Genomic DNA, 25,881 nt, shown 5'->3' on the forward strand with positions numbered 1-25,881 from the left:
AGATCTTCAGATGAAAATATTATTAGTTGAAGATGATAAGACGATCGCGTCGGGACTGGAATATTCGCTGCAGCAAGAGGGTTATTGGACCGTTCTCTGCCATGATGCCGCTTCAGCCCGAAAGGTGCTCGCCGAAGACATTGATCAGTTCACTTTGTGCCTGTTCGATTTACAGCTTCCAGACGGAACGGGCTATGAATTATGCAAGATGGTGAAGGAACGACGGGATATCCCGGTCATTTTCTTAACAGTGATTGATGATGAGGTCAATGTCGTGATGGGACTCGATATGGGAGCCGATGATTACATTACCAAACCTTTTCGGGTTCGCGAGCTTCTCTCCCGGATCAAGTCCGTCTTGCGGAGATACCAGAAGCTGTCCCATGCCGGAGCGGTCATTGACATTGACAATGTGCGCATCCATACGCTGGAAGGCAAAGTATATAAAAACGGTGCCGAAATTTCGCTAACCGCCCTGGAATACCGCTTATTGCTGATCTTTGGCAACCACGTTGGACAGGTCCTCACCAGGAATCAGCTCTTGGAGCAAATCTGGGACGTGGCCGGCGACTTCGTGAATGACAACACGTTAACGGTTTATATCAAAAGGCTAAGGGAAAAGCTGGAGGATAATCCAGAGCAGCCGGCTCTGATCAAAACAGTACGCGGTTTAGGCTATAAGGTTGGTGATTAGATGCTGCGCAATCGGGAAAATCAAATATTATTACTCGTCATGGGTTCGATCAGCTTATCGGCGATCGTCATTGCTGCTTTCATTTCGTCTGTCACCGCAGCCCTGGTTATTATTGTATCCGTGCTGCTTACCGGCACAGCTGTATTATTCACAAAACGGAGATATTACGAGCTAGAGAAGCTGTCCGTCTATTTGCGGGAGATTAGCAGTGGCCAGGCCTCCCTTGACCCTCGTGATAATCAAGAAGGTGAGCTTAGCATCTTAAAGAATGATATTTACAAGGTGACACGCATGCTCTCCGAGCATCGTTCGCTATTGCAGCGGGATAAGCTTCAACTGACCGATGCCATCTCCGATATTTCACATCAGCTTAAAACACCGATCACCTCTATGACAGTCATGGCAGATCTGTTAAGCGCCCCTGATCTGCCTTCACTCAAAAGAACGGAGTTCACCCATCATATTCGCATTCAGCTTGAACGAATCGATTGGCTTGTTTCATCCTTATTAAAGCTAGCGAAAATGGAAGCGGGAACTATCCCGTTCAAAAAAGATCGAATACACATGAGAACCTTAATCCAAAAGGCACTAGAGCCGGTTATGATTCCGATGGATATTAAGGGACAGACCGTTTCCATCACAGGGGATGACAACGTCTCTTTTGCCGGCGATTTCCGTTGGACTGCTGAAGCGGTTATCAATATTTTGAAAAATGGAGTGGAGCATACACCTGAGGGCGGTGCGATTACAATCACATTTTCCGACAACGTGCTATATACGGAAATCGTTATTGCTGACAACGGAGAGGGCATTCCGAAAGAGGATTTGCCTTATATATTCAAACGTTTTTATAAAGGAAAGAATGCTAATGAAGGAAGTATCGGTATAGGGCTTGCGATGGCTCACAGCATCATTGCAAGCCAGAACGGCGTGATTGATGTAACGAGCGGCAGCGGGAGGGGCACAGAGTTTCGGATCAAATTTTATAAGCATGTGATTTAACAGCATTCCGTAAGTGACTGAACTGTCACCTCCAACGTCACTGTAAAGTCATTTTGGACAGTTAAAATGATATTTATCAGATGAACAATGGAGGTACAACCATGCAAATGAAGCAGCAGCGCAAGATTACTTTTATTATCACGATAGGCTACACCCTGATTATTCTTTATTTTATGCTTTTTGCTTTCGGCAGAGCGGATACGGTAGATCAAACCAGTCAGTACACCTTTATTTTTTTGCCGGACGGTTTTTTTAGGGTGCCGGGTCTTTCCGATCTTCTACATCCGACACTGATGGACTTGGTGGGTATTGGAAACTTTGCAGCCTTCATACCTTTTGGCATACTGTTTCCGTTGTTATACCGCACTAGCTTTGTTCGCTTCATGACAGGGTTTATCCTGTCCATTCTTGTGGTGGAGACCATCCAGGCCCTAACATTCCTCGGCAGCTTTGACACGAACGACGTCATAACGAACTCAGTGGGCGCTGCTATTGGATTCGGGGGCTACAAGATTGGCTTCCGTACAAAAAACTACTGGAGAAATATCGCTGCTACAGGAATTGCCAGTGCTGTGTTAATGCTCGGCGTATGGGGGGTCTTCGGAGTAGTTGATCAAGTGTTCACCAAAGAGTTGGCCCCTTTTGTAGCGATAAACGAATGGGAAGATAGTACCGGAAATCGAGTAACGGGAACCAAACAGGACAGTCTTAAGATTGGCGGTCAAGACGTGACACCCCAATATAATGTGTATGGCATCGAAGGCAAAAAGAAGGAAACATATACGTATTCGCTAGGCAATAAGAGTGATCTGTATCTTAGATTGAATTATGGAATTCCTGATCATAAGGATTTTCAGGGCAGCCTTAAGGTTACCGTTGACGGGCATGAGCTCCTGTCTGTATCTGCAGAAGATCAGCTCCATGAGCCGGACAATAGGATCCTTCATCTCACCGGGGCTAAAGAGCTTAAGATAACCATTGAGGGGAATGAAATCCTTTGGGATGTTGGATATAGAGAGATGGTATATAACTGGAATTGAGCATCTCGGGAAGGAGGGATGGCAATGGAGATTTTAACCATTGAAAATTTGTCCAAAATATACGGCACAGGCGAATCGGCGGTGAAGGCGCTTGATGATGTTTCCTTTTCGGTCCAAAAAGGTGAATTCGTCGTAATTATCGGACCTTCCGGATCGGGGAAATCGACACTCCTTCATATGCTGGGCGGTGTGGATCGACCGACTGGCGGGAAAGTGTATGTTCAGGATACGGATATGTATACCTTGGACGAAACGCAGCTGGCCATCTTCAGACGCAGGCAAATCGGGCTGATCTACCAGTTTTTCAATCTGCTTCCCGTCCTGACGGTGGAAGAGAATATTACGCTGCCGCTCTTGCTGGATCAACAAAAGGTAGATCAAAAGCAATTGGCTGATCTTGTGAATACGTTGAATTTGCAGCATCGATTAAACCATCTGCCGAATCAGCTATCCGGTGGACAGCAGCAGCGTGTCTCGATTGGCAGGGCGATTATCGGCAATCCTGCGATCATGCTGGCCGACGAACCCACCGGGAATCTGGACAGCAGGAATAGCAGCGAGATCGTCGATTTATTGAAAATGCTGAATAAGACCTATCATCAGACCCTGCTCGTAATCACGCATGACGAACGGATCGCCCTGCAAGCCGACAGAATCATTTCAATTGAAGATGGGAGGATTGCCAAAGACGAGGTGATAAGGCGATGAATATTGTCAATACATTAACCATCCGGCATCTGAAGCAGAACAAGAGACGAACACTTGTGACTATTCTTGGCGTAATTATTTCGGTATCCATGATGACCGCTGTCATTACGCTTATTTTTTCCTTTGCGGATTTAATGATCAGACAAACGATCACAGATACAGGGGAGTGGCATGTTCAGTATCAAGATATAACCAAGGAACAGCTTGCGGCGATAAAGGGCGATGATGCAACTAAAACGGTTGCTCTCACAAGAGACCTTGGGTATGCCCCATTAGAAGGGGGACAAAATTCCAATAAGCCGTACTTGTTCATTAAGGAATATGATGTACAAGGGTTCACACAATTTCAGATTGAAATAAGCAAGGGGCGTCTTCCGCACACGGACAAGGAGGTTGTGATCTCCGAGTCTGTTACAACAAATGGCAAAGTGAAGTACGAAATCGGCGACCGTCTAACGCTTCGGGTCGGCGACCGATTCAAACAAGGGGGCGATCATCCCCTGGATCAGACGGAACCGCTGCGCAGGAAAGACGGCACATTGACCGAGACATTACAGCATAGCATAATTAGGGATTATACGGTGGTAGGCTTCATTAAACCTCCGGTGTCGGAACCGGCCCGGGCCCCGGGTTATACGATCATTAGCTATGTCGATGATCATATCATCGGGGGGGACGATCGGGTCGATGCGTCGGTGGTCTTGCAGCAGGTCAATCCGTTCTTGTTCGCACATGCGGAGAAGCTGGCTGAGAAAAACCAAATGGACACTGTCCAATATAATAACGATTTGCTTCGTTATTATGGCTTGTCCAGCAGCGGAGCCTCATCCAGCATGATGTTCTCATTATCGGCAATCATTATGGGGGCCATTATAATTGGCTCGGTTGGGCTCATCTATAACGCTTTTGCGATATCCGTCTCGGAACGTTCCCGCCATTTAGGGATGCTCGCGAGCGTGGGGGCGACGAAAAGGCAGAAGCGAAATTCCGTATTTTTTGAAGGTATCGTCATTGGTTTGATCAGCATTCCCATTGGCATCTTATGCGGTCTTGCCGGAATCGGAATCACCTTTTCGTTCATGAACACAATGATTGAAGGGGCATTATGGACTAGTGAAAAGCTGAGGCTTATCGTCACGCCGTTATTGCTCTTGATTACTTGTCTTGTTTCGATGCTGACGATTTTCGTTTCGGCGTATCTCCCGGCGGTTAAAGCATCCAGGGTATCTCCCATGGACGCGATTCGCCAAACCACTGACGTAAAGCTTACGGCCAAAGCAGTGAAGACGTCGAAGATCATTCGTAAGCTCTTCGGAATCGAAGCAGAAATCGGGCTGAAAAACTTAAAAAGGAACAAACGAAGATATCATGTTATTCTTTTTTCGCTGGTCATCAGCATCGTTTTGTTTTTGACGATATCGTTTTTCACGACTGGCCTGACACAATCTCTGGCATTGTCGCTGGAAGGCATCAATTACGATATTGAAGTGTCGTCCAGTAATGGCGAAAAACTAGATGACCGGTTGATGCAATCGCTTGTATCTCTGGATGGCGTCACGGAATATAGCGTCAGTCATGAGTTAGTCAGGAACGCTTGGGTCGATGCAGCAAGCATCGCCGACGAGTTGCAAGAGAAGGTTAAGCAGGATAAGAGTATGCTGCAAGACGGGAAATACCCTTACGAAATTAAGCTCTATGCACTGAATGATTCGAGCCTGCAAGCCTATGCCAGAGCGGCCCACGCAGATTACGAACAGCTTACGGATCTGGATCATCCTGCCGCAATCGTGATGGATACGATTCATTACAAAGATATAGATACGGGGAAATATATTCAGACGAAGTCCATATATGCGAATATCGGACAACATATCGAGCTAACGAGTTTTTTTAAAGCGAGCGGGGAAGAAACGAAGGCAAATAAAGTGAGAGTTGCCGCATTGACGGATAAGGCACCGATGGGGATGAGCCCGGTAGGCGTAGGCGGGTTAAATATGATCGTGTCGGAACGCGTCATGAATCGGCTGGCAGACGGCGAGGAGCTGGCTAACGCTTCGATGTATCTCCATTTGAAAAGCACGGAACCGGTGAAAACGCAGCAGGAAATTGAAGCGTTGAATGAGACCAATCTGAATGTCTACAATGTATATCAATCCAGAATAAGAGAAGAACAACAGATTCTGCTGATGAACGTCTTTTCTTACGGTTTCATCGTATTAATCTCTGCGATTTCCGTTGCGAACATCTTTAATACGATCTCAACAGGGCTGGCTCTTCGCAAACGGGAATTTGCGATGCTGAAATCCGTAGGCGCGACGCCAAAGGCGTTTGCAAAAATGCTGAACTATGAGAGTGTTTTTTATGGGGTCAAGTCGCTCTTGTATGGGCTTCCTGTCAGTTTCGCCGTGATGGTTCTGATCTATAAAGCATTTGCGAACAAATTCAGCTATGGGTTCACCCTGCCCTGGATGAGCATTCTGTCTGTCATTGTGTGTGTATTTGTCATTGTCAGCTCTGCGGTTGTTTATTCCGGAGCTAAAGTAAAAAAAGAGAATATTATTGATACCTTAAAGCAAGAGAATATATGATTTTAGAATTGCGGGATTGCGGACCGTTATTACGATTTGGCAGTAGCTGAGAAGAGCATTATCAAGGAGGATACGGGGATGAGGATGCCAAGCGACAGCGAGCTGACATTGCTATTCGAAGGAGATGAGCAACAGCTTCAACAATTTGCTTTTGCGAACAGCGTCACCATAGATTGGAGAGAAGAGGACGAGGAGATCGTCCGATTGTTCGGTAAACAGCTTCCCGATGAAACGGTCGAGGTAACGCCTACGGACAAAGGACTGGATGTTACCTACAATGGACAAATGCATTCGATTGCGCTTACCTTTACCGGAAATGATCGCTATATCACGATTCGCAGCTTTCAGGAGCTGATCCGGGACAAATACGAAATTCGACTATTTGAGGCCTCGTATCTATCCGATACGCACGAATTTTTAATTTTACCGAAGCAGAAGTGGGAGGAACTGGATGCCCGATACCCGGTGCGGAGTAGGGAGATATTCCGTGTCATCGATGATGAGCTGGATTTTCCGTAAATTTCACCGATAGACTGGTTAAACTGAACCTTAGTAAGAAATAAGTAGCTATACGTATTTCATTTGACACCCACCCCCAACCAGTGCTATTTTTACTCTAGAATATCAAAGGCAATGTAACCTTAGGGTTCAACCTCGCTGAGAAGTGTGGGGTTGGGCCTTTTTTGCATTCCGATAAAGGGAGGAATATTAGCATGTTGCGGACAGAGTTACTTTTACAAAGACTGGATGAGATTGGGGGGACGCTCGGACGTAAGGGCGGGGCGCTTCTGCTGCTGGGTGTGGGGTCGGTGGGGGTGGAGCTGGAGCGAATGGATGAGTATTCGGATTTGGATTTTTTTGTTATTGTGGAAGCAGGGCAGAAGAAGAGGTATATTGACCGTCTGGATTGGCTGGAGGAGACGTATCCGCTTGCCTATGCTTTTAAAAACTCTGATGTGGGCTGCAAAATCTTGTTTGAGGATGGAATTTACGGCGAATACGCGATATTTGAGGAGCGAGAGCTGTCTGACGTGTCTTATACGGAGGGCCGGGTGGTGTGGAAGGCTCCGCTGTACAGTAACACGGCTATAGCCAAACCGCGCAGACCGCTGCCGAGTCAAAAGTGTGATTCCTTAGACTTTCCGCTGAACGAAGCGTTAACCAATCTGTACGTGGGGCTGGGTCGTTATGCCAGGGGAGAGCGCCTGTCTGCGGCACGGTTTATTCAGGGCCACGCGATCGACCGGATTTTGTCGGTGCTTCATCTGCTGGAGCCGGAGGTGGATTACTTCCCTGATCCCTTCGGAAATGAGCGCCGTTTAGAGAAGCGGTACCCCAGTTTTGCCGACAAGCTTGGCGGTATGCTGCAGGGATATGATCGTGTACCCGAGTCGGCACTATGCATTCTAGAGTTCATTGAAGCCGTCTATCCGGCCAATCCAAGACTTAGCACAGAGATACGAGACCTGGTTCACAAGCTTACTGCCAGATAACGTTAAGCTGAAATAAGTAGCGGCAAGTTTGTTGAATAAGTAGCAAAGGGCACCTGCTTGGGCGTCCTTTGCTTTAAGGAATCAGGGGTTTCTGCTTCATGTTTCGATCACAGTGATTTAGAATGTTCGCAAATTGTATTATTACCTGCGGTGATTCCCTCTCTTTTAAGATGGTTATCGCCCGCATCACACATTTCTTTTAATAAGGGAAGCAATGTCCGGCCATAGTCCGATATTGAGTATTCTACTCTAATGGGAACCTCGTCTGCATATACCGCGCGATTCACTAATCCATCCTGTTGCATTTGCTTTAATTGTTCGTTTAAAACCTTATGTGAGACGCCTTCACAAATTTTGAGTAAGTCTTTTGTGCGCTTTTGCTCATATCCTAATTGATACAGGATAATGCTTTTCCATTTACCACTAATGATATTTTGCACCACATCAAATCCAGTATTTATTTTATTCATGATATCCTCCTTACTTCGAAGTAACCTAGTGACTATAAAGTGCAGTATTTTCAATTGCAGACGCTCCAGATAAGATGATTATAGCAAATCTAAGCTATGGGGGGCGTTAAAATGAGTTTGCAGGATATTATCCTACAAAGGAAATCGGTCAGACATTATGATCCAAACTATAAGATTGAAAGAAAGGAAATACTTGATGCGATTGAACTGGCAGCCAAGTCACCAAACGGAAATAACATTCAGAGTACACGCTATTTACTCATCGAAGATAAGGAGTTGCGCGCTAAAGTTAAACCCATTGCATATCACCAGGAGCAGGTTGAAACCTCCAGTTATTTGATTTTGATCTTGGGGGATTACCGTGCTTTTCATACTGAGAATATCCATGCTATTCAAGACAAGGCTTTGGAGAAAGGTTATTTCACTCAAGAAACGAAAACGTATTTAACAAATGCAGCAATTGGTTATTATCACAACATGTCTAATCAAGATTATTTAAAAGAGTTGGTCCGCGATGGCAGTCTGGCTGCAATGACCTTGGTCCTTATTTTGAACGACAAAGGGTACCAGACCATCACGATGTCAGGTTATGATAAAGCTGCTCTTTTTGAAGGGCTCAACATTCCCGGACATTATGAAGACATTATGTTATTAAGTGTGGGCAGAGGGATTCAAGAGGGTCATTCCACTGTAAGACATGATATTGAGGATATAACGTTTATAGATAGGGTACCTTCGTTGCTACTTGGCAATGATGGGAACCCATAATTCCTGCTCTATTTTTTGCTCCTGGAGCCAACTAAGTTTGCAGGAATATGCTATGTATTTTGAACCGATATTGATTGAGCCATAGAGGTGGGAATTATGAGTTTTGGAGAAAAAGAGGCAGTACCCTTTGAATTCCTTGAGTTGGTTGGAGATGACGAGGCTTCATTGATTTGGGTGAATTCCGGAGGTTATTGATTTCGGTGTGATCGGGAATTATGAGTTTTTATTAGCAATATTCTTCAAATACAGAAGAAATGATCTCTTTATTGGCACAAGGTCTTCGGAGAATTCATGAAGTTTCAATTGAAGATTGTCCTTTTGATCATTCATTTGAACAGCTTATGAGCACTATTCAGTACAAGTTGAGTAGAGGGATTAAGTTTGATTCAACGGAGCTGCACAGAAGATTTGGTGAGGACAATGTTGAAAAGTTGCTGATTGAAGTCAACAATTATTCCCGGGAACTCAAAGAAGATTTAGTATTCACACACGGTGACTACAGCCTGCCAAACATCATCATTGCTGATGATTCTATAAGTGGATTTATTGATCTGGGGAATTGCGGGATTGCGGACCGTTATTACGATTTGGCAGTAGCTGAGAAGAGCATTATCAGAAACTTCGGCGAGCAATGGGTCAAGTTATTCTTTAGATCCTATGGAGTTTCAGAAATCGATTATACAAAAATAAGATTCTACCAAGTTGTAGAGCATTTGGTTTGGGCCTGATATGAACACAAGGAGGATACTGGGATGAGAATGCCAAGCGACAGCGAGCTGACATTGCTATTCGATGGAGATGAGCAACAGCTGCAGCAATTTGCTTTTGCGAACAGCGTCATTGTAGATTGGGGAGAGGAGGACGAGGAGATCGTCCGATTGTTCGGTAAACAGCTTCCCGATGAAACGGTCGAGGTGACGTCTACGGACAAAGGGTTGGACGTTACCTACAATGGACAACTGCATTCGATTGCGCTTACCTTTACCGGAAATGATCGCTATATCACGATTCGCAGCTTTCAGGAGCTGATCCGGGACAAGTACGAAATTCGACTATTTGAGGCCTCGTATCTATCCGATACGCACGAATTTTTGATTTTACCGAAGCGGAAGTGGGAGGAATTGGATGGCCGTTATCCGGTGCGGAGTAGGGAGATATTCCGTGTCATCGATGATGAGCTGGATTTTCCGTGATTAGAACATGATGAATTTATATGGAGCGGAGCATCACTTGATGGTGGTGTCAGATTCGATTGATGCGGAAGAGCACCGGCATTCTTTTTTACAGGTGACGATCTCATTAACAGGCGAATTTGACATTGAGGTGGCAGGGCAAAGCTTGAGTGGTCCAGGTATTGTTATCAATTCGAACGTCGTTCATCGGTTAAAAGAAGCAGGACACCCGTTGATGCTCCTTCTGATCGACAGCACCTCTGAGATGGCTGCAAGCTTTAAGCGGGTTCTGGCGGGGCAGCCGTATTATGTATTTCCGCAAGGAATGATGAAGAGCATTCGCGAATTTGTGCAAACAGAGTATGCTGGCGTTAAGGACCCGGACAGCTATCGTTCTTTTCTGGGACAACTCATGATGTTATTGGGTGTACAACAGGTGAATACTGCTATTGTTGATCCGAGAATAAGAGATTGTATTCAGCTCATCAAAGATTGCACCGAATCCGAACACTCCGTCAGTCAATACGCCCGGCAAGTTGGTTTATCCAACAGCAGATTGTCGCATCTCTTTAAAGAAAATACAGGCATATCGCTTAGCGGGTACATGGTGCTGCATAAGCTGCAGAAAGCAACCTATTTAATTTTTGAGGGGCTCAGCATTACGGATGCGGCTATGGCAGCAGGATTTGACAGCCCGTCCCATTTAGCCGCCACCAGCAAGCAGTTGCTGGGAATGACGGCGAAGGATATTCGCAAAGATAGCGTCTTTTTAAAAGTTTCTTGCCTGCATTAACCTTACAATGGGTGCAGGAGGTGTGTTCCATGAGTGCATACTTGAAGGAAACCGAATTGTTGAACTATTCTCACCCGTTAATCCAGCAAATTGTTCACAGCCGCCAGTGGGATTCGATGTCCAGGAAGGACCAAATTCTTGGCATCTATAACTACGTTCGTGACGAAATCCGCTTCGGCTATAACCGGGCGGATGATATTCCGGCATCGGTAGTATTGCAGGATGGCTACGGTCAGTGTAATACAAAGGGAGTGCTATTTATGGCGCTGCTAAGGGCTGTGGGCGTGCCATGCCGTATGCATGGATTTGCCATCGACAAGAAGCTGCAAAAGGGGGCAATGAAAGGGTGGTATTACCAACTGTCCCCCCTGGAGATCATTCATAGCTGGGTTGAAGTGCTATATGAAGATAAGTGGTTGAATATTGAGGGATTTATACTGGATGTCCCCTATTTGACCAAGCTTCAGCAAAGATTCGAACAGTGTACGGGTTCATTTTGCGGGTATGGCGTTGCAACCGATAATTTTCAAAAGCCGGAGATCTATTGGAACGAAAATGATACCTACGTGCAAAAAGAAGGCATCGTTCAGGATTTCGGGATTTACGATAGTCCCGATGCTTTCTTCACGGCTCATCCGCAAGGGCTCAGCCCGTTCAAGAAAATAATCTATAGCAGGGTGGTTCGGCATCTGATGAACCGGAACGTCGATTACATCAGGCGGGGGTAAGATAAGCTAACGGTTTTAAGGACCATCCTCAATACCTGACGACTTAGCCCCGCGCCATCGTATTTGCGATCAAAGGTTAGGAGGCCCCCTCTTTTTTCTTAACCTACATGCGCCACAGCCCGAACCTCTACCCACTGTTCTGGAAATGCCAGGTAAGTCACCCCGATCATGCTCCCCGCCGGCCGATGCTCTCCGACATACTTTTTGAACAGTCCGATCGCGGTTTCCGCGTGCTCCTGCGCATTCGTCAGATACAGCTCCACGTAAGCCAGATTATCCTTTGTCGCTCCGAACTCTTGTAGCACGGTATCCAAATTCTTCAGCGTCTGGGTCATCTGTGCCTGAATATCGCCTGCTCCGACGAAGTTGCCCTCCGCATTATGGGAGAACTGTCCCGAGATATACAGCGTGTTGTCGACAAGGTACCCCTGCGAAATCCCGTGATCCCAGAGGTTATGATTGTACGTTCGAATGGTTGTCATTGCTTTAGCCCCTTTACTTCAAAGTAAAGCTATTATAGACTGAGCAAAAATAAAGGGATAGTACGCACAAAGAAGTGGGCTACTATCCGAAAGGATAGCGTGAACATGGGCATTTCTGATTTGAAGGGCAAGGAGACGGTGATCCAAGACACACCATTCGGTTATACGATGTCGGTGATCGGCGGGAAGTGGAAGATGGCGATTCTGTATCTGTTGTCCGCCAAACCCTCGATTCGGTTCAACGAAATGCAGAGACAGCTCAGAGCGGTGACGTACAAGGTTCTCAGTGCGCAGCTTAAGGAATTGGAGGCTGACGGGCTGGTGAAGCGCGTGGAGTATCCGCAGATTCCGCCCAAAGTGGAGTATTCGCTGACACCGAAAGGGCAGACTCTGCTACCTGTGTTGGAGCAGCTGTGCGAGTGGGGAGCGCAGAATCGGTGAGGTTCCTACATTCACATTAGCGCCAAAATCATACCCATGGGCACGGGCTACCAGCTAGGGCTGGGGATTTCATAGACAACATAGAAGTTCCAATTTATAAAGTGTATGGAAAGGGTACCAGATTAATTAGTCCTGCCTCATTCACAATTCCTGTAATGCTAGGGCTCTCACAGCAGCTTGTTTTAATGCATCCATCAAGATCAAGTACGGATGCGGGCCGTAGCTGATGCGAGCCACGCCTAGTAATGCCAGCTTCTGTAGTGGGGGTGAGTCCGGGGAGATCATAACATTCACAGGGATTGAAGACTGCTCGCATAATTTCCCGATCAACCTCTCGTCACACAGACCCGGCACAAAAATTCCGTGAGCTCCGGCCGCTGCATAGGCATGTACCCTTTGAAGGACAGCTTCCAAGTGAGCCTCGTTGTGCTCATCTGCTGGTGTCTCTAAGAAGACATCAGTTCGAGCATTAATAAAAAGGGGAATAGAAGTATGCTCAGCGGCTTCCCGCACAGCTGCGATACGCAAGACTTGCTCCTCTATGGCGTATAATCCCGGCTCATGGATCTTCTGATCTTCAAGATTGATTCCTACGGCCCCACACCCGATGATCTTCAGCACATTGTCCTTGATCCTTTCGGGAGAAGATCCATAACCGCCTTCTATATCAATAGTAATGGGCAGATCTACGCTATTGCTGATGCGCTGAAGATTGGATAGAACGAGGTCGAAAGGAAGCTTCTCTCCATCCTCGTAACCATGCGCAGCAGCTACAGACCAGCTGCCGGTGGCAATAACTTGGCCCCCTGCTCCTTGAATAATTTGCGCGCTTCCTGCATCCCAGGCATTGACGAGGACAAGCGGATTGCCGCTTCTATGCAGATCGTGTAACTTCTGTGCTTGTTCAAGTTGATTGTTCATTTTTTGAACCCCCGGTTTTCTCATGATTTAGCAGCCATTCTTTGCGTGCGACTCCACCGCCATACCCGCCGAGTTCACCACTGACGTTAATTACGCGATGACAGGGAATGACGATCGCCAGTTGATTGGCCCCATTCGCCTGTGCTACCGCACGATATGCGGTGGGCTTGCCAAGCGCCAGTGCGATATCGGCGTAAGAGCTTGTTTCGCCCGCTGGAATCTTCTGTAACTGTTCCCACACACTCTTCTGAAATGGCGATCCCATTAGATGGAGAGGGGTCTTAAATTCGGTTAACATTCCTTCAAAATACTGGCTTAGTTCATTCTCGATAGACTGAATAGGGGTGGTCTGTCCTGGTATAATTGCCGCTTGAAGTCTTGTCCTTAACCGTTCGACCTCACGTTCTAGACCTCGGCGATCTACGAATTCCAGGAGATATAGCTCATTGTCATCCGCTATTGCCATCATAGGGCCGAGTTGCGTGTCCAGCCAGGATGCCCTAAGAATAAGGCTATCATCTAACCGCGTAGGCGTTGCGCCCATAATGCGGGAGAAGGCGTCACGGAATCCGCTGCTGGAATCGTAGCCAGAAGCTAATTGTGTATCAATAATCTTTCCCCCCGACCGGATGCTCTTCAAGGCCAGTCCCATTCGACGGGACCTGGCATATTCAACGAATGTCATGCCAAAGCGCTTTTTAAATTGACGGCGGGCGGTCGATTCATCAATGGATAATGCCTTGAAGTCTTGTCCCTTCCACCGCTTCTCCGGGTTTTGCTCAACGGCCTCGACCAGTAGCCGGACGATATCGGAGACATGATTCGGGTGGGACAAGGGCCGGCAGCGCTGGCATGGGCGGAAGGAGGCCAGAAGTGCCTGCTGCGCTGTCTCGTAGAACTCGCAGTTATCGTACTTTGGCTTCCTGGCTGGACAAGTAGGCCGGCAAAATACGCCGGTGGAGGTGACTCCCACATAGAAGACACCTTCATAGTCAGACTTTTTCTCGATAAGGGCTTTATAATACTCCAATTTGCGTTCCTCATTTTGAATCATGATCACACCTGCATGTTTTAGGATGAGTATAGTATACCTCCTGCTAACAGCGTCCATAGCCGAAAATCAGGCACGTATTCTCTTTTCAAGCAAAATGCTGGGCGATATTAGTTAAATACTCTTCTTCATCCGTATTTTCTTTCATCTGAATGAGCATCTTTGCATCATCTCCGACGATGTACCGGAATTGACTTGTACCGTCTGTGGCCGCTTGGTATATGGTTTCGGCAACGATTTCTGGAGGGGAGGCGTAGGACGTTTGTTTTTCCATCTCACCCAATTTCGTGCGAAACGCAGCAGTAAATAGCTTGTAGTCTGTTAAATCATCATTATAAAAGAATTCCATGGACCTTCCACCGAAGTCCGTATGAATAGCACCGGGTTCAATCAACTTTACTTTGATGTTTTGTGATGCTAATTAAGCATTCTTCCGCGTTGGTGTGAATACCTTTATGAGTGGTGCGAAAGTCCGTAATCATTTGGGGCAGGAGAAAGGGGCACGAACATGGAAGGGTCAGGGATTAGGCAGGGGAAGAAAAGGATTACGGCGAAGATAAGAGGGTATTTGGTGGTGATAGCTATCATCTTGTCGGTAATGGCATTAGGAGCTCCTGCAATTGCCGGAGGCGATGAAGGGGGGAACCCCAAACAACTAGTTGTGACCTATGAGACGAACGGAGGCTCAACAATAGGCTCGGTATTACGGTAGACAATATAACGGCAGTATCGGCCCGATATATTAAGCTTAACGTAACGGTACCTACACAAACCACGAATGCTGCGGCAAGAATTTATGAATTTGAGGTATATCATATAGACATGTAACCCTTGGAGTCAAACCGTACTGTGTGCTTAGATACATTACGGTGAACAACGCGTGAGAATGGCATCTAAATTGGGTTCCTCAATGTTCTTTGGGGCGCGAGATACGTTCCATTAGTATAGCTGCCCTGTGCCGGGGAAGAAAACGGCCCATCTGAGCGGCCATGTGATTATTTCGCCCGTCGACGATATAACTGCTGCCTTTGTCGATTCCGCGAAATCCGGCTTGAACGACTTTCTCTGGAGTGGACAATGTGCTACCCGCCGCCATGTCCCTGCTGCCGACAGCATCGAAAAAGCCTGTATCCGTCGCACCCGGGCAAAGGGTAAGGACGCGCACCCCGCGTCCACGGGTTTCGGCCCACAACGCTTCGGAGAAAGATAACACGAAAGCCTTGGTTGCACCGTAGACAGCCGAATAGGCGCAAGGTGCAAATGCGGCCATTGAAGCCACGTTGACGACGACTCCGTCCTTGCGTTCCAGCATGCCGGGTAGAAAATGATGCGTCAGGTCGACAAGAGCCGCAGTGTTCAGAATAATTTCCGCCTGCTCGCGCTCTGGATCAATCTCCTCAAAGCGCCCATGCGTGCCAATGCCTGCGTTATTGATTAGAATATCTACCGTTAGGCCGAGCGCTGCAATGGATTCGGCCAGCTGGCGCGGGGCACCTGCTTTGGCCAAATCGCAGGGAAGGGCATAGGCCTGCACCCCATACTTACGTTGAATTTCGCCGGCCAATGCTTGCAGCTTCTTGGCTGAGCGTGCAGCTAGTACGACATGGCAGCCTCGTGCCGCCAGCGCCCCGGCATACACTTCGCCAATTCCGGATGAAGCCCCGGTGACCACTGCCAGCTTGCCCTGATATGAATATGTATTCATGACACAGCCCCCTCGTCTTGATATGGTTATGATCATACCAACGATAGAAGGGGCTAACCACTGTGCCTCTTTACTATTAACGGAACTAACAGGCTAAGATTACGGCCGCCCTTCGGCGTCTTGCTTCAGCAGGTCCGCTAGCCGCTCTTCCGTTCCCGAACCAGGTGTAGGAACGAAGAAGCACCATTGCAGTCCTGGATTATTGTCGAGGGCCGCGCAATGGATCGTGAACGATAATTCCTGTCCGCCTGGAAGGAGATACTGGACCGGGGCAGAGCTTTTTTGCCGGATCTCATGCCACTCCCACAACCGTATGAAGTCTTCGCTATTCTGTCTAAGACGCTCATATCGTTCCATGTACATGGGGTTGTTTTTATTGCTGTCGAAGCCTGCCCGGATTAACGCCGTCATGAAACGGGCAAATTCTTCCCAGTTGTCAAGCCTCTTGGGGTACTCCGGATCCAGAAACACCAGCGTCACCATGTTTCGTTCGCTTTCCGGCAATCGGCTGAAGTCAGCGACAACGAGCTCCGCTCCCCGATTCCAGACGATCATATCGGCAAACTCATTGGCAATGAAAGAAGGATAACGCATTTGATCCACAAGGTTTTGCAAAAATCCGGTATCGGGTTGTTCTGAACTCCGGGTCATGCTGAAGCTGATTGAATCAGGTGCGGCCAGGTCGAATAAGTGCTTCCGCTCGTCTGCATCCAGTTGCAGCGCTTGGCTGATGTTGGACAAGATTTCCGGGGAAGGATTCCTCTCCCGGCCCTGTTCTAGCCAGGTATAATAAGTTACGCTGACATTGGCCAGATAGGCGACTTCTTCCCTTCGAAGTCCCGGAGTACGTCTTCGGCCAGGCAAGGGCTTGATTCCCACATGTTCAGGCTGAAGCCGATGTCTGCGCGATTTGATGAATTCCCCCAGTGCGGATGAAAAACCATGGTTCTCCATACAGGCGCTGCCTCCTCTAGCGTTCCATCTTTACTGTGATATACATAGAGTATACCCGCTCAAGTAAGGTCAATGATAAGGAAAGTTTCATCCATAAACAACGGGTGTAGCTACTCTTTTACCATCCGAGAAAGTGGGCAATACAAAAGTTCATAAAATTAATTTCTACATGGGGAGAGTCCCTGAAGGGTATAACAAAAATAGCTGTAACTCTGACAGAGGATAATAGCACGGGATTTTCGAAGAAATTGGTCGAGACGCTCTAATTGGGGGGAGTGGCTGTCGCAGGTTTCTTCAAATGACACAGACCGCTTAATTTGCCGTCTTATTGACAAAATCAATCTCATTTCTGATCCCTTTATGGGCGTCATTCCACAGGCCCTTGGTCAGGCGGATGCGCAGCAGGCATGTGTTAGGGTCCTCATCGTTATTGGCTTCGTTATACCAATCGGCGAACATTGTGCGCAGCTTGGTCATCATCCCGGCGTTTTTCTCGTCACATACCCAGCCCAGGTTTTCACCGATACCATCTGCCGTAAAGTTCTCGACGATGATACATACGGCGACTTCGGGGTTTTGGGCGATCTGCTGCATCTTGCCTGAGGTCGCGTAAGTGACGGTGTAGAACGCGCCGTCCTCATAATAGGCATCCACAATGCGGGCGGCGGGACGGCTTGTGCCATTGGCCCCCGGTTCCAGCGCGATGGTGGACAAAGAGATTAGGCCGTCCTTGTTCCCCACTTGTTCTTCAAGCAGCTTCATGGCTTCGTCGTATTTGCTCATTATATTCCCTCCTAAAGTGTCATAAGGCATATTAACAAGTTTATCATTGTAAAGTCTTAGAGCATGTGAAGAATAATACGATAAAAAATTAAATCGCCGCTTGAAGTTAATTTGGTTCAGCTGTTTGCATATCAGAATGAAGAGTTTTTGGTCACCTCAGGAGAAAGCGATATTCAGGATATCGTAAGTATGCTAATGCGGAGAAATCTTAAAATTTCCATAATCTTCTTTTCAGTGGCAGTTTTATGCATTTATCTGTCTTGGTACAATTTCGAACTCGCTAGGCTGTAAACTAACGGGATACGATATTTCAATAATAAGGAAGTTCTGTTCGAAAGCCTCACTAAAACGCTACTGACAAACCGCTGTCAGTAGCGTTTTAGTATACTGGATTCAGCTTAAGTAAAAAGGAGTTGCGTTCGGCAATGGATACGAAAGAAACGTTGCGTAAATTCGAGGATACGGAAAATGGAAGTCCTTCATATTGGATAGGGGTCGTCTCAGCGAACCACGCGCAGGGGGGCGTTAGTGGCGGCTTTGCCCAGATGTGTCACGGTAAAGCAGCGCCGTTACGCAGGATGCACCCTGGGGATTGGCTTGTGTATTATTCTCCCCGCATGGAGATAGGAGAAGGCGAGCCGCTGCAAGCGTTCACCGCTAGGATGGCTACGGCCAGTGTAATACAAAAGGTACTGTCGTAAATTCCGAAATCCTGAACGATTCCTTCTTTTTGCACGTTGGTACCATTTATCTTCATATAGCATTTCAACCCAGCTATGAATGATCTCCTGGTAGGGTGGTTCGGCATCTGATGAACCGGAACGTCGATCACATAAGGCAGGGGTAATAGATGCACTAAAGAAGACCAATAGGAGGGGAAGTCATGCAAGATCAGAAAGAAATGCTTGAGATCAACAAAGCAGGATGGGATGAAGTAGCTGATCAATATTTTGGAATACATGCTTTGCCGCAATATGGGCCATATGCACCCACAGAGGATGAATTGCATCTTCTAGGTGAGGTTGCTGGCAAGACAGTACTTGAGATAGGCTGTGGCAGTGGACACTCGCTTTTGTACATGGCAAGCAGAGGCGCAGGGGATGTCTGGGGAATCGATTTATCGACGACTCAGGTTAATTACGCTAAGGAACTGCTCCAGGAGAACAGATTGACCGGGAACATACAACAGATGTCTATGGAAAACATAGATGACTTGCCCAGTGAATATTTTGATATCGTATTCTCTGTTTATGCATTAGGCTGGACAGTCGATATGGCACGGACACTATCTAACATCTACAAAAGACTAAAAAACGGCGGGGTATTGGTATTTAGTTGGGAACATCCCATACAAAGCAGACTGATGTATGAGGATGACAAAATGACCTATACTCAATCCTATCATTCCGAAGGACCTTATAAGGTAACTTGGCGTGGAGTACCCGTGATCATGCACCATCGAAAAGTCAGCACAATATTAAATAAACTTTCAAATGCTGGCTTTTTTATAGAACGGGTAATTGAAGAATCACGGGTTCCTGAGACAGACGAAAGTTCACCGACTACATGGTATTCGGGGATGAAGGCACGTTTAAGTCCTCCAACCATTATCATCAAATGTATAAAGAAATAAGCTAACTATTTCAATTTTATATCAATTCAATCAACTGAATGTGAATCAATCAAAAAAGTGAAAGATACCCCTCTACTTCAGTATCTGAAGCTCAGTTGAGGTATTCCCCTATCGGACAGGTTTGTCCTGAACAAATAAATATTACAGATAACTAGACACGCAGCTGTCAGGTTCTGTGGGTTACACTAGCTTTGTATTCAAAGATTACAAAGGAGTTGATCATATGGAGCCTAATCTTAATCTGCTTCCGCAAGTTATACTAGATTTTATAGCCGCTACCAATAAACCCGATCCGGATGCTTATGTCGACTGCTTTTCGAAAGATGCACTTGTTCTCGATGAAGGTAAAGAGTGGGCAGGCAAAGCTGCTATAAAACAATGGAGTGCCGAATATCATTTTGGAGCTAACATAACACTTGAACCCATACAGGATAAACAGCATGGGGAAGAAAACGTGGTGGTTTTTAAGGTTGACGGGGATTTCGACAAAACCGGCCTCCCGGACCCTCTCTATTTGGATTTTAATTTTCAGATTCGCAACGATAAGATTAAGCAGCTTGCGATCGGGCTGTCTAAAGGATCGGATTAAGTAGACAAAGGCCAATCATATAAGGAACATGGGGAACCCAAAGATGATACTAAATCATGTGTTATTGAAGCTGAAGCTAATGTTCGCCCTGGTCCTTCAGCATACGATTTGATCCTGATCACCAAGTTTGCTTCCTTAGAAGACATGGATGAATACCTTATCCACCCGGCCCATCAGGAAGTCGCCAGGTGGATGGGTACGGTTCTGGAAACACAGGCGTCTGTCTGCTGCTCAATCTAATAGAAGTTAGCTACCAATGTCTCTTCAGTCGCATACCTGCGAAATATTAACAGCGCCATGTTCTTCATTAGTGAAGAGTATGGTGCTGCCATGCCGTATGCACGGATTTGCCATTGATAAGAAACTGCAAAAGGGGGCAATGAAAGGGTGGTATTACCAATTATCTCCCCAGGAGATCATTCATAGCTGGGTTGAAGTGCTATATGAAGGCAAGTGGTTAACCAAGCTTCAGCAAGAATTCGAACAGTGTACGGGTTATCTGAAAAAACACCTAAAACAGCTCAGGAAGGATATGCTGATGAAGATAATTACATTATGCGGTTCTACAAAATTCAAGGAGCAATTTGAACAAGCTAATGCATTTCTTACACTACAAGGAAACATAGTGATTAGTTTAGCCTTCTTTGAACAAACTGAAGGTTTTGAAATCACGGAAGAACAAGCGGAGTTACTGGGAGATCTGCATTTTAGAAAGATTGATATTTCTGACGAAATCTTCGTGATTGATGTAAATGGCTACATTGGCAACAGCACAAGAAATGAGATTGAGTATGCTGGAAAAACGGGTAAGGCAATCCGCTACTACTCTGATGGAGAGATTCCTTCTACATTTTCAGCTAAAAAACCAGTCATCAACAGAATTACAGCTTTCCGCTATCGCGAAAAGCTATGACCAATCATGCTTTTTACATATAACCTGCATTTCTTGCCCTCATGCTATACTCAGTACACTAAAAAGTTGTAAGGAGATGTAGCGATGATACCCTTTCGCAATGATCATGTAGGCAGCTTCCTGCGTCCTGCGAACTTAAGCCAGGCGCGTGAACAATATAAAGCTGGCAACATCACATATGAAGCATTAAGAGCGGTGGAAGATCAAGAGATTATCCGGATTATTGAGCAGCAGAAGGAGAATGGCGTATTCGCAGTAACGGATGGGGAATTCCGCAGAAGCTGGTGGCATTTTGACTTTCTGGGCGGGCTAGACGGCGTAGAGCTGTATGAGGAGATCGACGGGCCCAAGTTCCATAATATGCAGACCCGTAAGGGTGGCATTCGTGTGGTGGGTAAAGTAGATTTCTCCAGCCATCCCTTTATCGGGCATTTTGAGTTTTTGCTAAAGCATGCAGGTGACGCCGTAGCGAAGCAAACCATTCCAAGTCCCAACATGCTGATCTACCGGCTGGAGCCTGGGGCCAATAGTTATAACGACCGGGAGCAATTCCTTCAGGATACGATTGCGGCGTACCAAAAAGCCATTCAAGCGTTCTATGATGCCGGATGCCGGTACCTGCAACTGGATGATACAGCATGGGCAGACCTTTTCTCAGCAGCAGGTCACGATAAGTTGCGGGCAAAGGGTCTGGAACCGGCGGAAGAGCTCAAGATCATGCAGCGCATGATTAACGAAACCTTGGCTCATAAACCGGCTGACCTAGTGGTAACAATGCACATTTGCCGGGGGAACTATAAATCCAACTACTTCTCAACTGGCGGATATGATTACGCTTCTGAGGTCATTTTTGGAGGCTTAGACGTAGATGGCTTTTTCCTGGAATTTGATGATGAGCGTTCAGGCAGCTTCGAGCCTTTGAAATATGTGAACCGGCCGGATTTGAAAATCGTGCTGGGTCTGCTCACATCCAAAACAGGCGAACTAGAAGATAAAGAGTACATTAAAGCCCGGATTGCCGAAGCAGCAACCTATGTGCCCCTTGAGCAGCTGTGCTTGAGCCCGCAATGCGGGTTCTCCTCTACAGAGGAAGGCAATATTCTAACGGAAGAACAACAGTGGCGTAAGCTTCGTTATGTGAAGGAAATTGCCGAAGAAGTGTGGAAGGCAGACCAAGAGACCGTTATTGTGGAGGCCTTCATTAATGGTCACCATGTACCCTCCCGTTCGCAGTCAGCCAAAGAGAATCCGGCGGACCCGGCGGAAATCGTAGGCTATTTCCCTGTCACTACGAAGGAACAAGCGGTGGAAGCGATTGAAGCGGCGGCAGAAGCTTTTAAAATATGGAAGAAGACCCCGATTGATGAACGTATTGCCCGGATGCGTAAGGCAATAGAGAAGATTAGAGCAGCGGAGAATGAAATTGTCCATCTGCTGTCCAGAGAGCATGGCAAGCCCCTATATGATGCCCATGGTGAGATTTATGTCTCGTTAATGTGGATGGAGTTCGCTTGTAATGAGGCTGCATCCGTTCTGCAGGAAGAGGTCCAGGAGCATGACCATGGTAAAACCATCCTGTCCTATGATCCAATGGGTGTGGTGGCAGCGATCAGTCCATGGAATTATCCGATTGCGTTATCTACGATTAAAATCGCTCCTGCCTTACTTGCGGGCAATACGATTGTGCTCAAACCGAGTCCATTTGCGCCACTGGCGGCGGCGAAGGTGGCAGAGCTGATCGCGAGTGAGTTCCCGGCGGGCGTCATCAATGTCGTTCATGGGGATGCGGATGTGGGCGTTGAGCTGACGCGAAATCCTCTTGTCGCCAAAATCGCCTTCACAGGCGGAACCGCAACCGCCAAGCACATTATAAAAGCGGCTTCGGAGACGATTAAGGATATGACACTGGAGCTGGGCGGCAATGATGCAGCGATCTTCCTGGATAGCTTTGATGTTCAAGATGAGCGGGCTATGCGCCGGATTGTCATTTCTAACTTCCTGACCACCGGCCAGATCTGTATGATCGCCAAGCGTGTATATGTCCACCGTTCTATCTATGATGCTTTTGTTGAAAAATATATCGAGGCAGCCAACCGCTGGATTCGCATCGGTGATCCCTTTGATGCCAATACGACAGTAGGTCCGGTAAATAACCTGAAGCAGAAGAATTACGTGCAGGGTCTGATTGAAGATGCGCGCCAGCGCGGAGCTAAGGTCATTCCGCTCGGCCAAATTCTGGATCAGCAGCGGTTTGAACAAGGTTATTACTTGCAGCCTACGCTTGTTCTGGATTGTGATTATCATGATCCGATTGTGGTGGAGGAGCAGTTTGGTCCTACCGTTCCGATTTTGCCCTTTGACGATGTGGAGCAGGTGATTCATCTGCACAATGAGAGCATCTATGGATTGACGAGCTCGGTGTGGGGGCAAGAAGAGGAGGCCATCTTGGTCGCACGTCAGCTCGAAGCGGGAACGACCATGATCAACACAGCTGCTGTGCAAGGGCTCGATGTCCGGTTCCCGTTCGGCGGCTTCAAGCAGTCCGGTATCGGCCGTGAATACGGCGCAGAGGGCATCCGCACTTATACAGAGCAGCATGTGATCAACGTTCCGAAGACACTGGATCTTCCTTATATCCCAGAGTGAACGGGCAGTTTTTTGGAGAAACATGATATTATTAAGGAGCGGGACAGCTCAAAGTACGGGTTTAAGGAGATAAAATCATGAAGAAAAAGATTGCTTGTTTACACGCCCACTATTCAAATATCCAGTATATTCAAAACGCTCTTACCTCTGATGAGTTGGAATTGGTTCATTTTGTGGATCCTGGTTTGATGAGTAGAATTACATCAGATAACAATTTCGATGAAGGACAAGCCAAAAATAAAGTCATCGAACAAATAGAATGGATAGCACAAGCAAATGTTGAGGTTATTCTTATCACATGTACTAATTATATTGCTCTTCTTGAAGAAAACCGGCTTCATACATCTATTCCCATAATAAAAATTGATGAGCCTTTCTTTAGTTCTGTCTGCAGTATTACAGAACCACAAGTTCTATTATTCACTAATCCAGCAACCGTCGAAGGGACAATAAGCAGGCTTAATGAATTTGCTTCTATACAGGATAAGCCAATTCATATTGAGGCACGTGTCATAGAGAATACATTTGAGCTAATCATGCAAGGTAAAAATGAGCAATACGTTGAAGAATTATCAAAGTACTTAAAGGGGATACTTGCATCAGAAAAAAACAAGAAAATTTCTGTTGCACAATTATCTATGGTGGAATCAGCCGTTAAAGTTGAGCAAGAGTTAAATGTGAAAATCGGGAATCCGTTGGATTCACTGATAATACATTTCGAGAGCTTGTTGCTCAACTAACGGGGAATGTGAATGTTAGGCAGACAACAATAAACCGATCAAAATCCTTAGTGGACTTTGATCGGTTTATTCCGTATTTTTCCGAAGAAAAATCGAACGAAATATTCTTTATTCCCCAATATATAGTGTAAGACCGATGGGAGGGGTGATGAATGGAGCATCCAAAAGAATATTCTCAGCTCATTACGCTTACGCTAGCCGGCAGTCGTGAAGCATTTAGTGAGCTATATGAAGCTACGATCAGGGATGTATATCAAACCGTTCATTTCCTCGTTCGCGAAACATCTGAGGTGGACGATATCGTTCAGGAGATTTATATTCAAATGCGCAGATCTCTTGAACACTTTGACATCAGTCGTCCCTTTAGACCCTGGCTTATGGGAATAGCAGTGCGACAAATTCATGCCTACCGGAGAAAGAGATGGACGCATCTCCGAATTCTTAAGAAGGCAGAGCAGGTCAATTTGGTGGTGGAGCCTGAATTCACAAGTAAGGTTGTCGACAAGATCTCTAACCATTCCTTGCTTACAAGCGTAGAAAGTCTTCCATATAAGCTGAAGCAGGTGATTATTCTGCATTATTTAAATGAATTATCACAGGAAGAAAGTGCCGCGATCCTTGAGATCCCTCTGGGTACCGTGAAATCCCGTATTCATGCTGCACTGCGCAAGCTTCGTCAGAAGCCAGAGAATCAGACTCTTTTTAAGGGAAAGGTGGAGGATCTGCATGAATTTCAATGAAAAGCTGCGAACAGTTCTGCAGGAAGAGGCCAGAAATTTAAATGCCCCACCGGAACTGAAGGAGAGAATACTAAATCAGACCGTGACCGGACAAGGGGGAAGACGGATGAAAAAGAAGTGGATCGTAGCAGGCGTTTTGGCAGCTACTTTATTAATTCCTACTGGAGCGTTTGCCGGATATCATTATCTGGCGGATAGTATGTATGGTTCGAAAGAAGCAGCGGCTGTGATTGGCCTAACCCCGCAGAAATATGAGGAGTTAGAGGCCAAGCTGCAGAGGTTGAAGCATAATTTTAGCGAGGAAGAAGCTGCCACGGTTATGTCCTTATTGAAGGAATTAGGCGAGTACAATCAGTTGGCGGCAGATTCCCAGGGAGCTTTTCACATAGAACAGCTTGATGCAGATGAACAGAAGGCTTACAAGAAATTACTGGTGGAGCTTGAACCGTATTTCAAGAAAATGAACGAAACAGATAAATCCCAGGCAAAGGCATCTGGCGCAGATCGTGGCGCTTTCTGGGATAGCTTGCTTGAGAAGGCTGAACAGAGGCTTACTGAACAGGAGTATAGGGAGCTTGAACCCATAATAAATCAGTTGAAAAGCTATGATGCCAAGGTAACTGATCCAGACGGAAGTGTTCATATGGATCGGCTGTCGGCAGAAGAAATACAGGATCAAGAGAAGTTATTGGAGGCGCTCACCCCTTATGTTAATAAGCTGGACCTAATGGTTAAAAAAAGCTCTTAAACCTTACCTTTTCTGTATGACTTGGAGTTACTCAGCGTCTAGGCCAGCGTATTGCTCAGGAATTGGAAGCAAAACCGTG

Annotated in this window: 29 protein-coding genes and 3 pseudogenes; 23 read left to right on the top strand and 9 right to left on the bottom strand. The window is 46.6% G+C overall.

Annotated elements, in window-relative coordinates; genetic code table 11:
- Positions 1 to 10 precede the first annotated feature (10 nt).
- From ACFSX3_RS08220 to ACFSX3_RS08250, 7 genes are all read left to right on the top strand, one after another.
- Complete coding sequence (locus ACFSX3_RS08220; protein WP_042141824.1) at positions 11 to 694, top strand: response regulator transcription factor; 684 nt, start codon at positions 11 to 13, stop codon at positions 692 to 694.
- Positions 695 to 1,696, top strand: a complete 1,002-nt coding sequence (locus ACFSX3_RS08225; protein WP_209987198.1) for a sensor histidine kinase — start codon at positions 695 to 697, stop codon at positions 1,694 to 1,696.
- Positions 1,697 to 1,797: 101 nt separating this feature from the next.
- Positions 1,798 to 2,736, top strand: coding sequence for a VanZ family protein (locus ACFSX3_RS08230; RefSeq protein ID WP_173134456.1), 939 nt, complete (start codon positions 1,798 to 1,800; stop codon positions 2,734 to 2,736).
- Between the two features lie 24 nt (positions 2,737 to 2,760).
- The gene (locus tag ACFSX3_RS08235) at positions 2,761 to 3,444 is read left to right on the top strand and encodes an ABC transporter ATP-binding protein (protein WP_076243716.1); all 684 of its coding nucleotides are present in this window, start codon (positions 2,761 to 2,763) and stop codon (positions 3,442 to 3,444) included.
- Positions 3,441 to 6,032 carry an ABC transporter permease gene (locus ACFSX3_RS08240; protein WP_209987195.1) on the top strand — a complete coding sequence of 864 codons (2,592 nt, stop codon included), beginning with the start codon at positions 3,441 to 3,443 and terminating at the stop codon, positions 6,030 to 6,032. Before ACFSX3_RS08235 ends, ACFSX3_RS08240 begins: the two co-directional genes overlap by 4 nt.
- A 78-nt stretch (positions 6,033 to 6,110) precedes the next feature.
- Positions 6,111 to 6,551, top strand: a complete 441-nt coding sequence (locus ACFSX3_RS08245; RefSeq protein ID WP_209987193.1) for a hypothetical protein — start codon at positions 6,111 to 6,113, stop codon at positions 6,549 to 6,551.
- A gap of 194 nt (positions 6,552 to 6,745) precedes the next feature.
- Positions 6,746 to 7,525 (top strand): hypothetical protein, encoded by a 780-nt coding sequence (locus ACFSX3_RS08250; RefSeq protein ID WP_209987190.1) that lies wholly within the window; start codon positions 6,746 to 6,748, stop codon positions 7,523 to 7,525.
- 107 nt (positions 7,526 to 7,632) lie between these two features.
- Here the strand turns inward: ACFSX3_RS08250 and ACFSX3_RS08255 are convergent, their stop codons facing one another.
- Positions 7,633 to 7,995 carry a winged helix-turn-helix transcriptional regulator gene (locus tag ACFSX3_RS08255; RefSeq protein ID WP_173134440.1) on the bottom strand — a complete coding sequence of 121 codons (363 nt, stop codon included), beginning with the start codon at positions 7,993 to 7,995 and terminating at the stop codon, positions 7,633 to 7,635.
- Between the two features lie 111 nt (positions 7,996 to 8,106).
- On the opposite strand from ACFSX3_RS08255, the gene ACFSX3_RS08260 reads away from it, so the two are divergent.
- The 5 genes and pseudogenes from ACFSX3_RS08260 to ACFSX3_RS08280 all read left to right on the top strand — a co-directional run bounded on the left by ACFSX3_RS08260 (position 8,107) and on the right by ACFSX3_RS08280 (position 11,456).
- A complete protein-coding gene (locus ACFSX3_RS08260) occupies positions 8,107 to 8,763 on the top strand; it encodes a nitroreductase family protein (protein WP_209987187.1) in 657 nt (218 codons plus the stop codon).
- 251 nt (positions 8,764 to 9,014) lie between these two features.
- Positions 9,015 to 9,491: pseudogene (locus tag ACFSX3_RS08265) on the top strand (phosphotransferase); the annotation flags it as partial.
- Positions 9,492 to 9,515: 24 nt separating this feature from the next.
- The gene (locus ACFSX3_RS08270) at positions 9,516 to 9,956 is read left to right on the top strand and encodes a hypothetical protein (protein ID WP_209987181.1); all 441 of its coding nucleotides are present in this window, start codon (positions 9,516 to 9,518) and stop codon (positions 9,954 to 9,956) included.
- A 40-nt stretch (positions 9,957 to 9,996) separates the two neighbouring features.
- Positions 9,997 to 10,728, top strand: a complete 732-nt coding sequence (locus ACFSX3_RS08275; RefSeq protein ID WP_379254335.1) for a helix-turn-helix domain-containing protein — start codon at positions 9,997 to 9,999, stop codon at positions 10,726 to 10,728.
- 29 nt (positions 10,729 to 10,757) lie between these two features.
- Positions 10,758 to 11,456 carry a transglutaminase-like domain-containing protein gene (locus tag ACFSX3_RS08280; protein WP_209987176.1) on the top strand — a complete coding sequence of 233 codons (699 nt, stop codon included), beginning with the start codon at positions 10,758 to 10,760 and terminating at the stop codon, positions 11,454 to 11,456.
- A gap of 98 nt (positions 11,457 to 11,554) precedes the next feature.
- Here ACFSX3_RS08280 and ACFSX3_RS08285 read toward each other — a convergent pair whose 3' ends face one another.
- A complete protein-coding gene (locus tag ACFSX3_RS08285) occupies positions 11,555 to 11,938 on the bottom strand; it encodes a RidA family protein (protein ID WP_209987173.1) in 384 nt (127 codons plus the stop codon).
- Between the two features lie 105 nt (positions 11,939 to 12,043).
- Between ACFSX3_RS08285 and ACFSX3_RS08290 the strand changes: the two genes are divergently transcribed.
- Positions 12,044 to 12,379: a winged helix-turn-helix transcriptional regulator gene (locus ACFSX3_RS08290; RefSeq protein WP_209987170.1), complete on the top strand. Its 336-nt coding sequence runs from the start codon at positions 12,044 to 12,046 to the stop codon at positions 12,377 to 12,379.
- A gap of 141 nt (positions 12,380 to 12,520) precedes the next feature.
- On the opposite strand, the gene ACFSX3_RS08295 is transcribed toward ACFSX3_RS08290, so the two are convergent.
- The 6 genes from ACFSX3_RS08295 to ACFSX3_RS08320 all read right to left on the bottom strand — a co-directional run bounded on the left by ACFSX3_RS08295 (position 12,521) and on the right by ACFSX3_RS08320 (position 17,793).
- Positions 12,521 to 13,300: an isocitrate lyase/PEP mutase family protein gene (locus ACFSX3_RS08295; protein WP_209987168.1), complete on the bottom strand. Its 780-nt coding sequence runs from the start codon at positions 13,298 to 13,300 to the stop codon at positions 12,521 to 12,523.
- On the bottom strand, positions 13,284 to 14,354 hold the full coding sequence (locus ACFSX3_RS08300; RefSeq protein ID WP_209987165.1) for a bifunctional transcriptional activator/DNA repair enzyme AdaA: 1,071 nt from the start codon (positions 14,352 to 14,354) through the stop codon (positions 13,284 to 13,286). Before ACFSX3_RS08300 ends, ACFSX3_RS08295 begins: the two co-directional genes overlap by 17 nt.
- 85 nt (positions 14,355 to 14,439) lie before the next feature.
- Entirely contained in the window at positions 14,440 to 14,700 is a 261-nt protein-coding gene (locus ACFSX3_RS08305; RefSeq protein WP_379312798.1) for a hypothetical protein, read from the bottom strand.
- A 558-nt stretch (positions 14,701 to 15,258) separates the two neighbouring features.
- Complete coding sequence (locus ACFSX3_RS08310) at positions 15,259 to 16,056, bottom strand: SDR family NAD(P)-dependent oxidoreductase (RefSeq protein ID WP_209987159.1); 798 nt, start codon at positions 16,054 to 16,056, stop codon at positions 15,259 to 15,261.
- A gap of 99 nt (positions 16,057 to 16,155) precedes the next feature.
- Positions 16,156 to 17,010, bottom strand: a complete 855-nt coding sequence (locus ACFSX3_RS08315; protein ID WP_209987156.1) for a helix-turn-helix transcriptional regulator — start codon at positions 17,008 to 17,010, stop codon at positions 16,156 to 16,158.
- A 312-nt stretch (positions 17,011 to 17,322) separates the two neighbouring features.
- Positions 17,323 to 17,793, bottom strand: coding sequence for a pyridoxamine 5'-phosphate oxidase family protein (locus ACFSX3_RS08320; RefSeq protein ID WP_209987153.1), 471 nt, complete (start codon positions 17,791 to 17,793; stop codon positions 17,323 to 17,325).
- A gap of 425 nt (positions 17,794 to 18,218) precedes the next feature.
- Here ACFSX3_RS08320 and ACFSX3_RS08325 point away from each other — a divergent pair.
- Positions 18,219 to 18,452 (top strand): annotated as a pseudogene (locus ACFSX3_RS08325) (EVE domain-containing protein); the annotation flags it as partial.
- On the opposite strand, the gene ACFSX3_RS08330 reads toward ACFSX3_RS08325, so the two are convergent.
- Positions 18,398 to 18,550 (bottom strand): hypothetical protein, encoded by a 153-nt coding sequence (locus ACFSX3_RS08330; RefSeq protein ID WP_379259027.1) that lies wholly within the window; start codon positions 18,548 to 18,550, stop codon positions 18,398 to 18,400. The pseudogene ACFSX3_RS08325 and the gene ACFSX3_RS08330 sit on opposite strands and share 55 nt — an antisense overlap.
- Positions 18,551 to 18,676: 126 nt before the next feature.
- Here ACFSX3_RS08330 and ACFSX3_RS08335 point away from each other — a divergent pair, with 126 nt between their 5' ends.
- From ACFSX3_RS08335 to ACFSX3_RS08375, 9 genes and pseudogenes are all read left to right on the top strand, one after another.
- Positions 18,677 to 19,426, top strand: a complete 750-nt coding sequence (locus ACFSX3_RS08335) for a class I SAM-dependent methyltransferase (RefSeq protein ID WP_209987146.1) — start codon at positions 18,677 to 18,679, stop codon at positions 19,424 to 19,426.
- 223 nt (positions 19,427 to 19,649) lie between these two features.
- Positions 19,650 to 20,015 carry a nuclear transport factor 2 family protein gene (locus tag ACFSX3_RS08340; RefSeq protein WP_209987143.1) on the top strand — a complete coding sequence of 122 codons (366 nt, stop codon included), beginning with the start codon at positions 19,650 to 19,652 and terminating at the stop codon, positions 20,013 to 20,015.
- A 63-nt stretch (positions 20,016 to 20,078) separates the two neighbouring features.
- Entirely contained in the window at positions 20,079 to 20,255 is a 177-nt protein-coding gene (locus tag ACFSX3_RS08345; RefSeq protein WP_209987529.1) for a Dabb family protein, read from the top strand.
- A 298-nt stretch (positions 20,256 to 20,553) separates the two neighbouring features.
- Complete coding sequence (locus ACFSX3_RS08350; protein WP_209987526.1) at positions 20,554 to 20,928, top strand: hypothetical protein; 375 nt, start codon at positions 20,554 to 20,556, stop codon at positions 20,926 to 20,928.
- 84 nt (positions 20,929 to 21,012) lie between these two features.
- A pseudogene (locus ACFSX3_RS08355) lies at positions 21,013 to 22,095 on the top strand (5-methyltetrahydropteroyltriglutamate--homocysteine S-methyltransferase); the annotation flags it as partial.
- Complete coding sequence (locus ACFSX3_RS08360) at positions 22,087 to 23,574, top strand: aldehyde dehydrogenase family protein (RefSeq protein WP_209987522.1); 1,488 nt, start codon at positions 22,087 to 22,089, stop codon at positions 23,572 to 23,574. The pseudogene ACFSX3_RS08355 and the gene ACFSX3_RS08360, both read left to right, overlap by 9 nt.
- A 77-nt stretch (positions 23,575 to 23,651) precedes the next feature.
- On the top strand, positions 23,652 to 24,314 hold the full coding sequence (locus ACFSX3_RS08365) for a hypothetical protein (RefSeq protein ID WP_209987140.1): 663 nt from the start codon (positions 23,652 to 23,654) through the stop codon (positions 24,312 to 24,314).
- A gap of 152 nt (positions 24,315 to 24,466) precedes the next feature.
- A complete protein-coding gene (locus ACFSX3_RS08370; RefSeq protein ID WP_209987138.1) occupies positions 24,467 to 25,054 on the top strand; it encodes a sigma-70 family RNA polymerase sigma factor in 588 nt (195 codons plus the stop codon).
- Entirely contained in the window at positions 25,041 to 25,802 is a 762-nt protein-coding gene (locus tag ACFSX3_RS08375) for a DUF3600 domain-containing protein (protein WP_209987135.1), read from the top strand. The genes ACFSX3_RS08370 and ACFSX3_RS08375 overlap by 14 nt, the downstream gene beginning before the upstream one ends.
- Positions 25,803 to 25,881 lie beyond the last annotated feature (79 nt).

It is taken from the genome of Paenibacillus rhizoplanae, assembly GCF_042684125.1.
Lineage (GTDB): Bacteria > Bacillota > Bacilli > Paenibacillales > Paenibacillaceae > Paenibacillus_AQ > Paenibacillus_AQ rhizoplanae.

Bases quoted from the DNA above. Each gene is read 5' to 3' on its own strand.
- ACFSX3_RS08220 (WP_042141824.1), top strand. From the start codon at position 11: ATGAAAATATTATTAGTTGAAGATGATAAGACGATCGCGTCGGGACTG.
- ACFSX3_RS08225 (WP_209987198.1), top strand. From the start codon at position 695: ATGCTGCGCAATCGGGAAAATCAAATATTATTACTCGTCATGGGTTCG.
- ACFSX3_RS08230 (WP_173134456.1), top strand. From the start codon at position 1,798: ATGCAAATGAAGCAGCAGCGCAAGATTACTTTTATTATCACGATAGGC.
- ACFSX3_RS08235 (WP_076243716.1), top strand. From the start codon at position 2,761: ATGGAGATTTTAACCATTGAAAATTTGTCCAAAATATACGGCACAGGC.
- ACFSX3_RS08240 (WP_209987195.1), top strand. From the start codon at position 3,441: ATGAATATTGTCAATACATTAACCATCCGGCATCTGAAGCAGAACAAG.
- ACFSX3_RS08245 (WP_209987193.1), top strand. From the start codon at position 6,111: ATGAGGATGCCAAGCGACAGCGAGCTGACATTGCTATTCGAAGGAGAT.
- ACFSX3_RS08250 (WP_209987190.1), top strand. From the start codon at position 6,746: ATGTTGCGGACAGAGTTACTTTTACAAAGACTGGATGAGATTGGGGGG.
- ACFSX3_RS08255 (WP_173134440.1), bottom strand. From the start codon at position 7,995: ATGAATAAAATAAATACTGGATTTGATGTGGTGCAAAATATCATTAGT.
- ACFSX3_RS08260 (WP_209987187.1), top strand. From the start codon at position 8,107: ATGAGTTTGCAGGATATTATCCTACAAAGGAAATCGGTCAGACATTAT.
- ACFSX3_RS08270 (WP_209987181.1), top strand. From the start codon at position 9,516: ATGAGAATGCCAAGCGACAGCGAGCTGACATTGCTATTCGATGGAGAT.
- ACFSX3_RS08275 (WP_379254335.1), top strand. From the start codon at position 9,997: ATGGTGGTGTCAGATTCGATTGATGCGGAAGAGCACCGGCATTCTTTT.
- ACFSX3_RS08280 (WP_209987176.1), top strand. From the start codon at position 10,758: ATGAGTGCATACTTGAAGGAAACCGAATTGTTGAACTATTCTCACCCG.
- ACFSX3_RS08285 (WP_209987173.1), bottom strand. From the start codon at position 11,938: ATGACAACCATTCGAACGTACAATCATAACCTCTGGGATCACGGGATT.
- ACFSX3_RS08290 (WP_209987170.1), top strand. From the start codon at position 12,044: ATGGGCATTTCTGATTTGAAGGGCAAGGAGACGGTGATCCAAGACACA.
- ACFSX3_RS08295 (WP_209987168.1), bottom strand. From the start codon at position 13,300: ATGAACAATCAACTTGAACAAGCACAGAAGTTACACGATCTGCATAGA.
- ACFSX3_RS08300 (WP_209987165.1), bottom strand. From the start codon at position 14,354: ATGATTCAAAATGAGGAACGCAAATTGGAGTATTATAAAGCCCTTATC.
- ACFSX3_RS08305 (WP_379312798.1), bottom strand. From the start codon at position 14,700: ATGGAATTCTTTTATAATGATGATTTAACAGACTACAAGCTATTTACT.
- ACFSX3_RS08310 (WP_209987159.1), bottom strand. From the start codon at position 16,056: ATGAATACATATTCATATCAGGGCAAGCTGGCAGTGGTCACCGGGGCT.
- ACFSX3_RS08315 (WP_209987156.1), bottom strand. From the start codon at position 17,010: ATGGAGAACCATGGTTTTTCATCCGCACTGGGGGAATTCATCAAATCG.
- ACFSX3_RS08320 (WP_209987153.1), bottom strand. From the start codon at position 17,793: ATGAGCAAATACGACGAAGCCATGAAGCTGCTTGAAGAACAAGTGGGG.
- ACFSX3_RS08330 (WP_379259027.1), bottom strand. From the start codon at position 18,550: ATGAAGATAAATGGTACCAACGTGCAAAAAGAAGGAATCGTTCAGGAT.
- ACFSX3_RS08335 (WP_209987146.1), top strand. From the start codon at position 18,677: ATGCAAGATCAGAAAGAAATGCTTGAGATCAACAAAGCAGGATGGGAT.
- ACFSX3_RS08340 (WP_209987143.1), top strand. From the start codon at position 19,650: ATGGAGCCTAATCTTAATCTGCTTCCGCAAGTTATACTAGATTTTATA.
- ACFSX3_RS08350 (WP_209987526.1), top strand. From the start codon at position 20,554: ATGAAGATAATTACATTATGCGGTTCTACAAAATTCAAGGAGCAATTT.
- ACFSX3_RS08365 (WP_209987140.1), top strand. From the start codon at position 23,652: ATGAAGAAAAAGATTGCTTGTTTACACGCCCACTATTCAAATATCCAG.
- ACFSX3_RS08370 (WP_209987138.1), top strand. From the start codon at position 24,467: ATGGAGCATCCAAAAGAATATTCTCAGCTCATTACGCTTACGCTAGCC.
- ACFSX3_RS08375 (WP_209987135.1), top strand. From the start codon at position 25,041: ATGAATTTCAATGAAAAGCTGCGAACAGTTCTGCAGGAAGAGGCCAGA.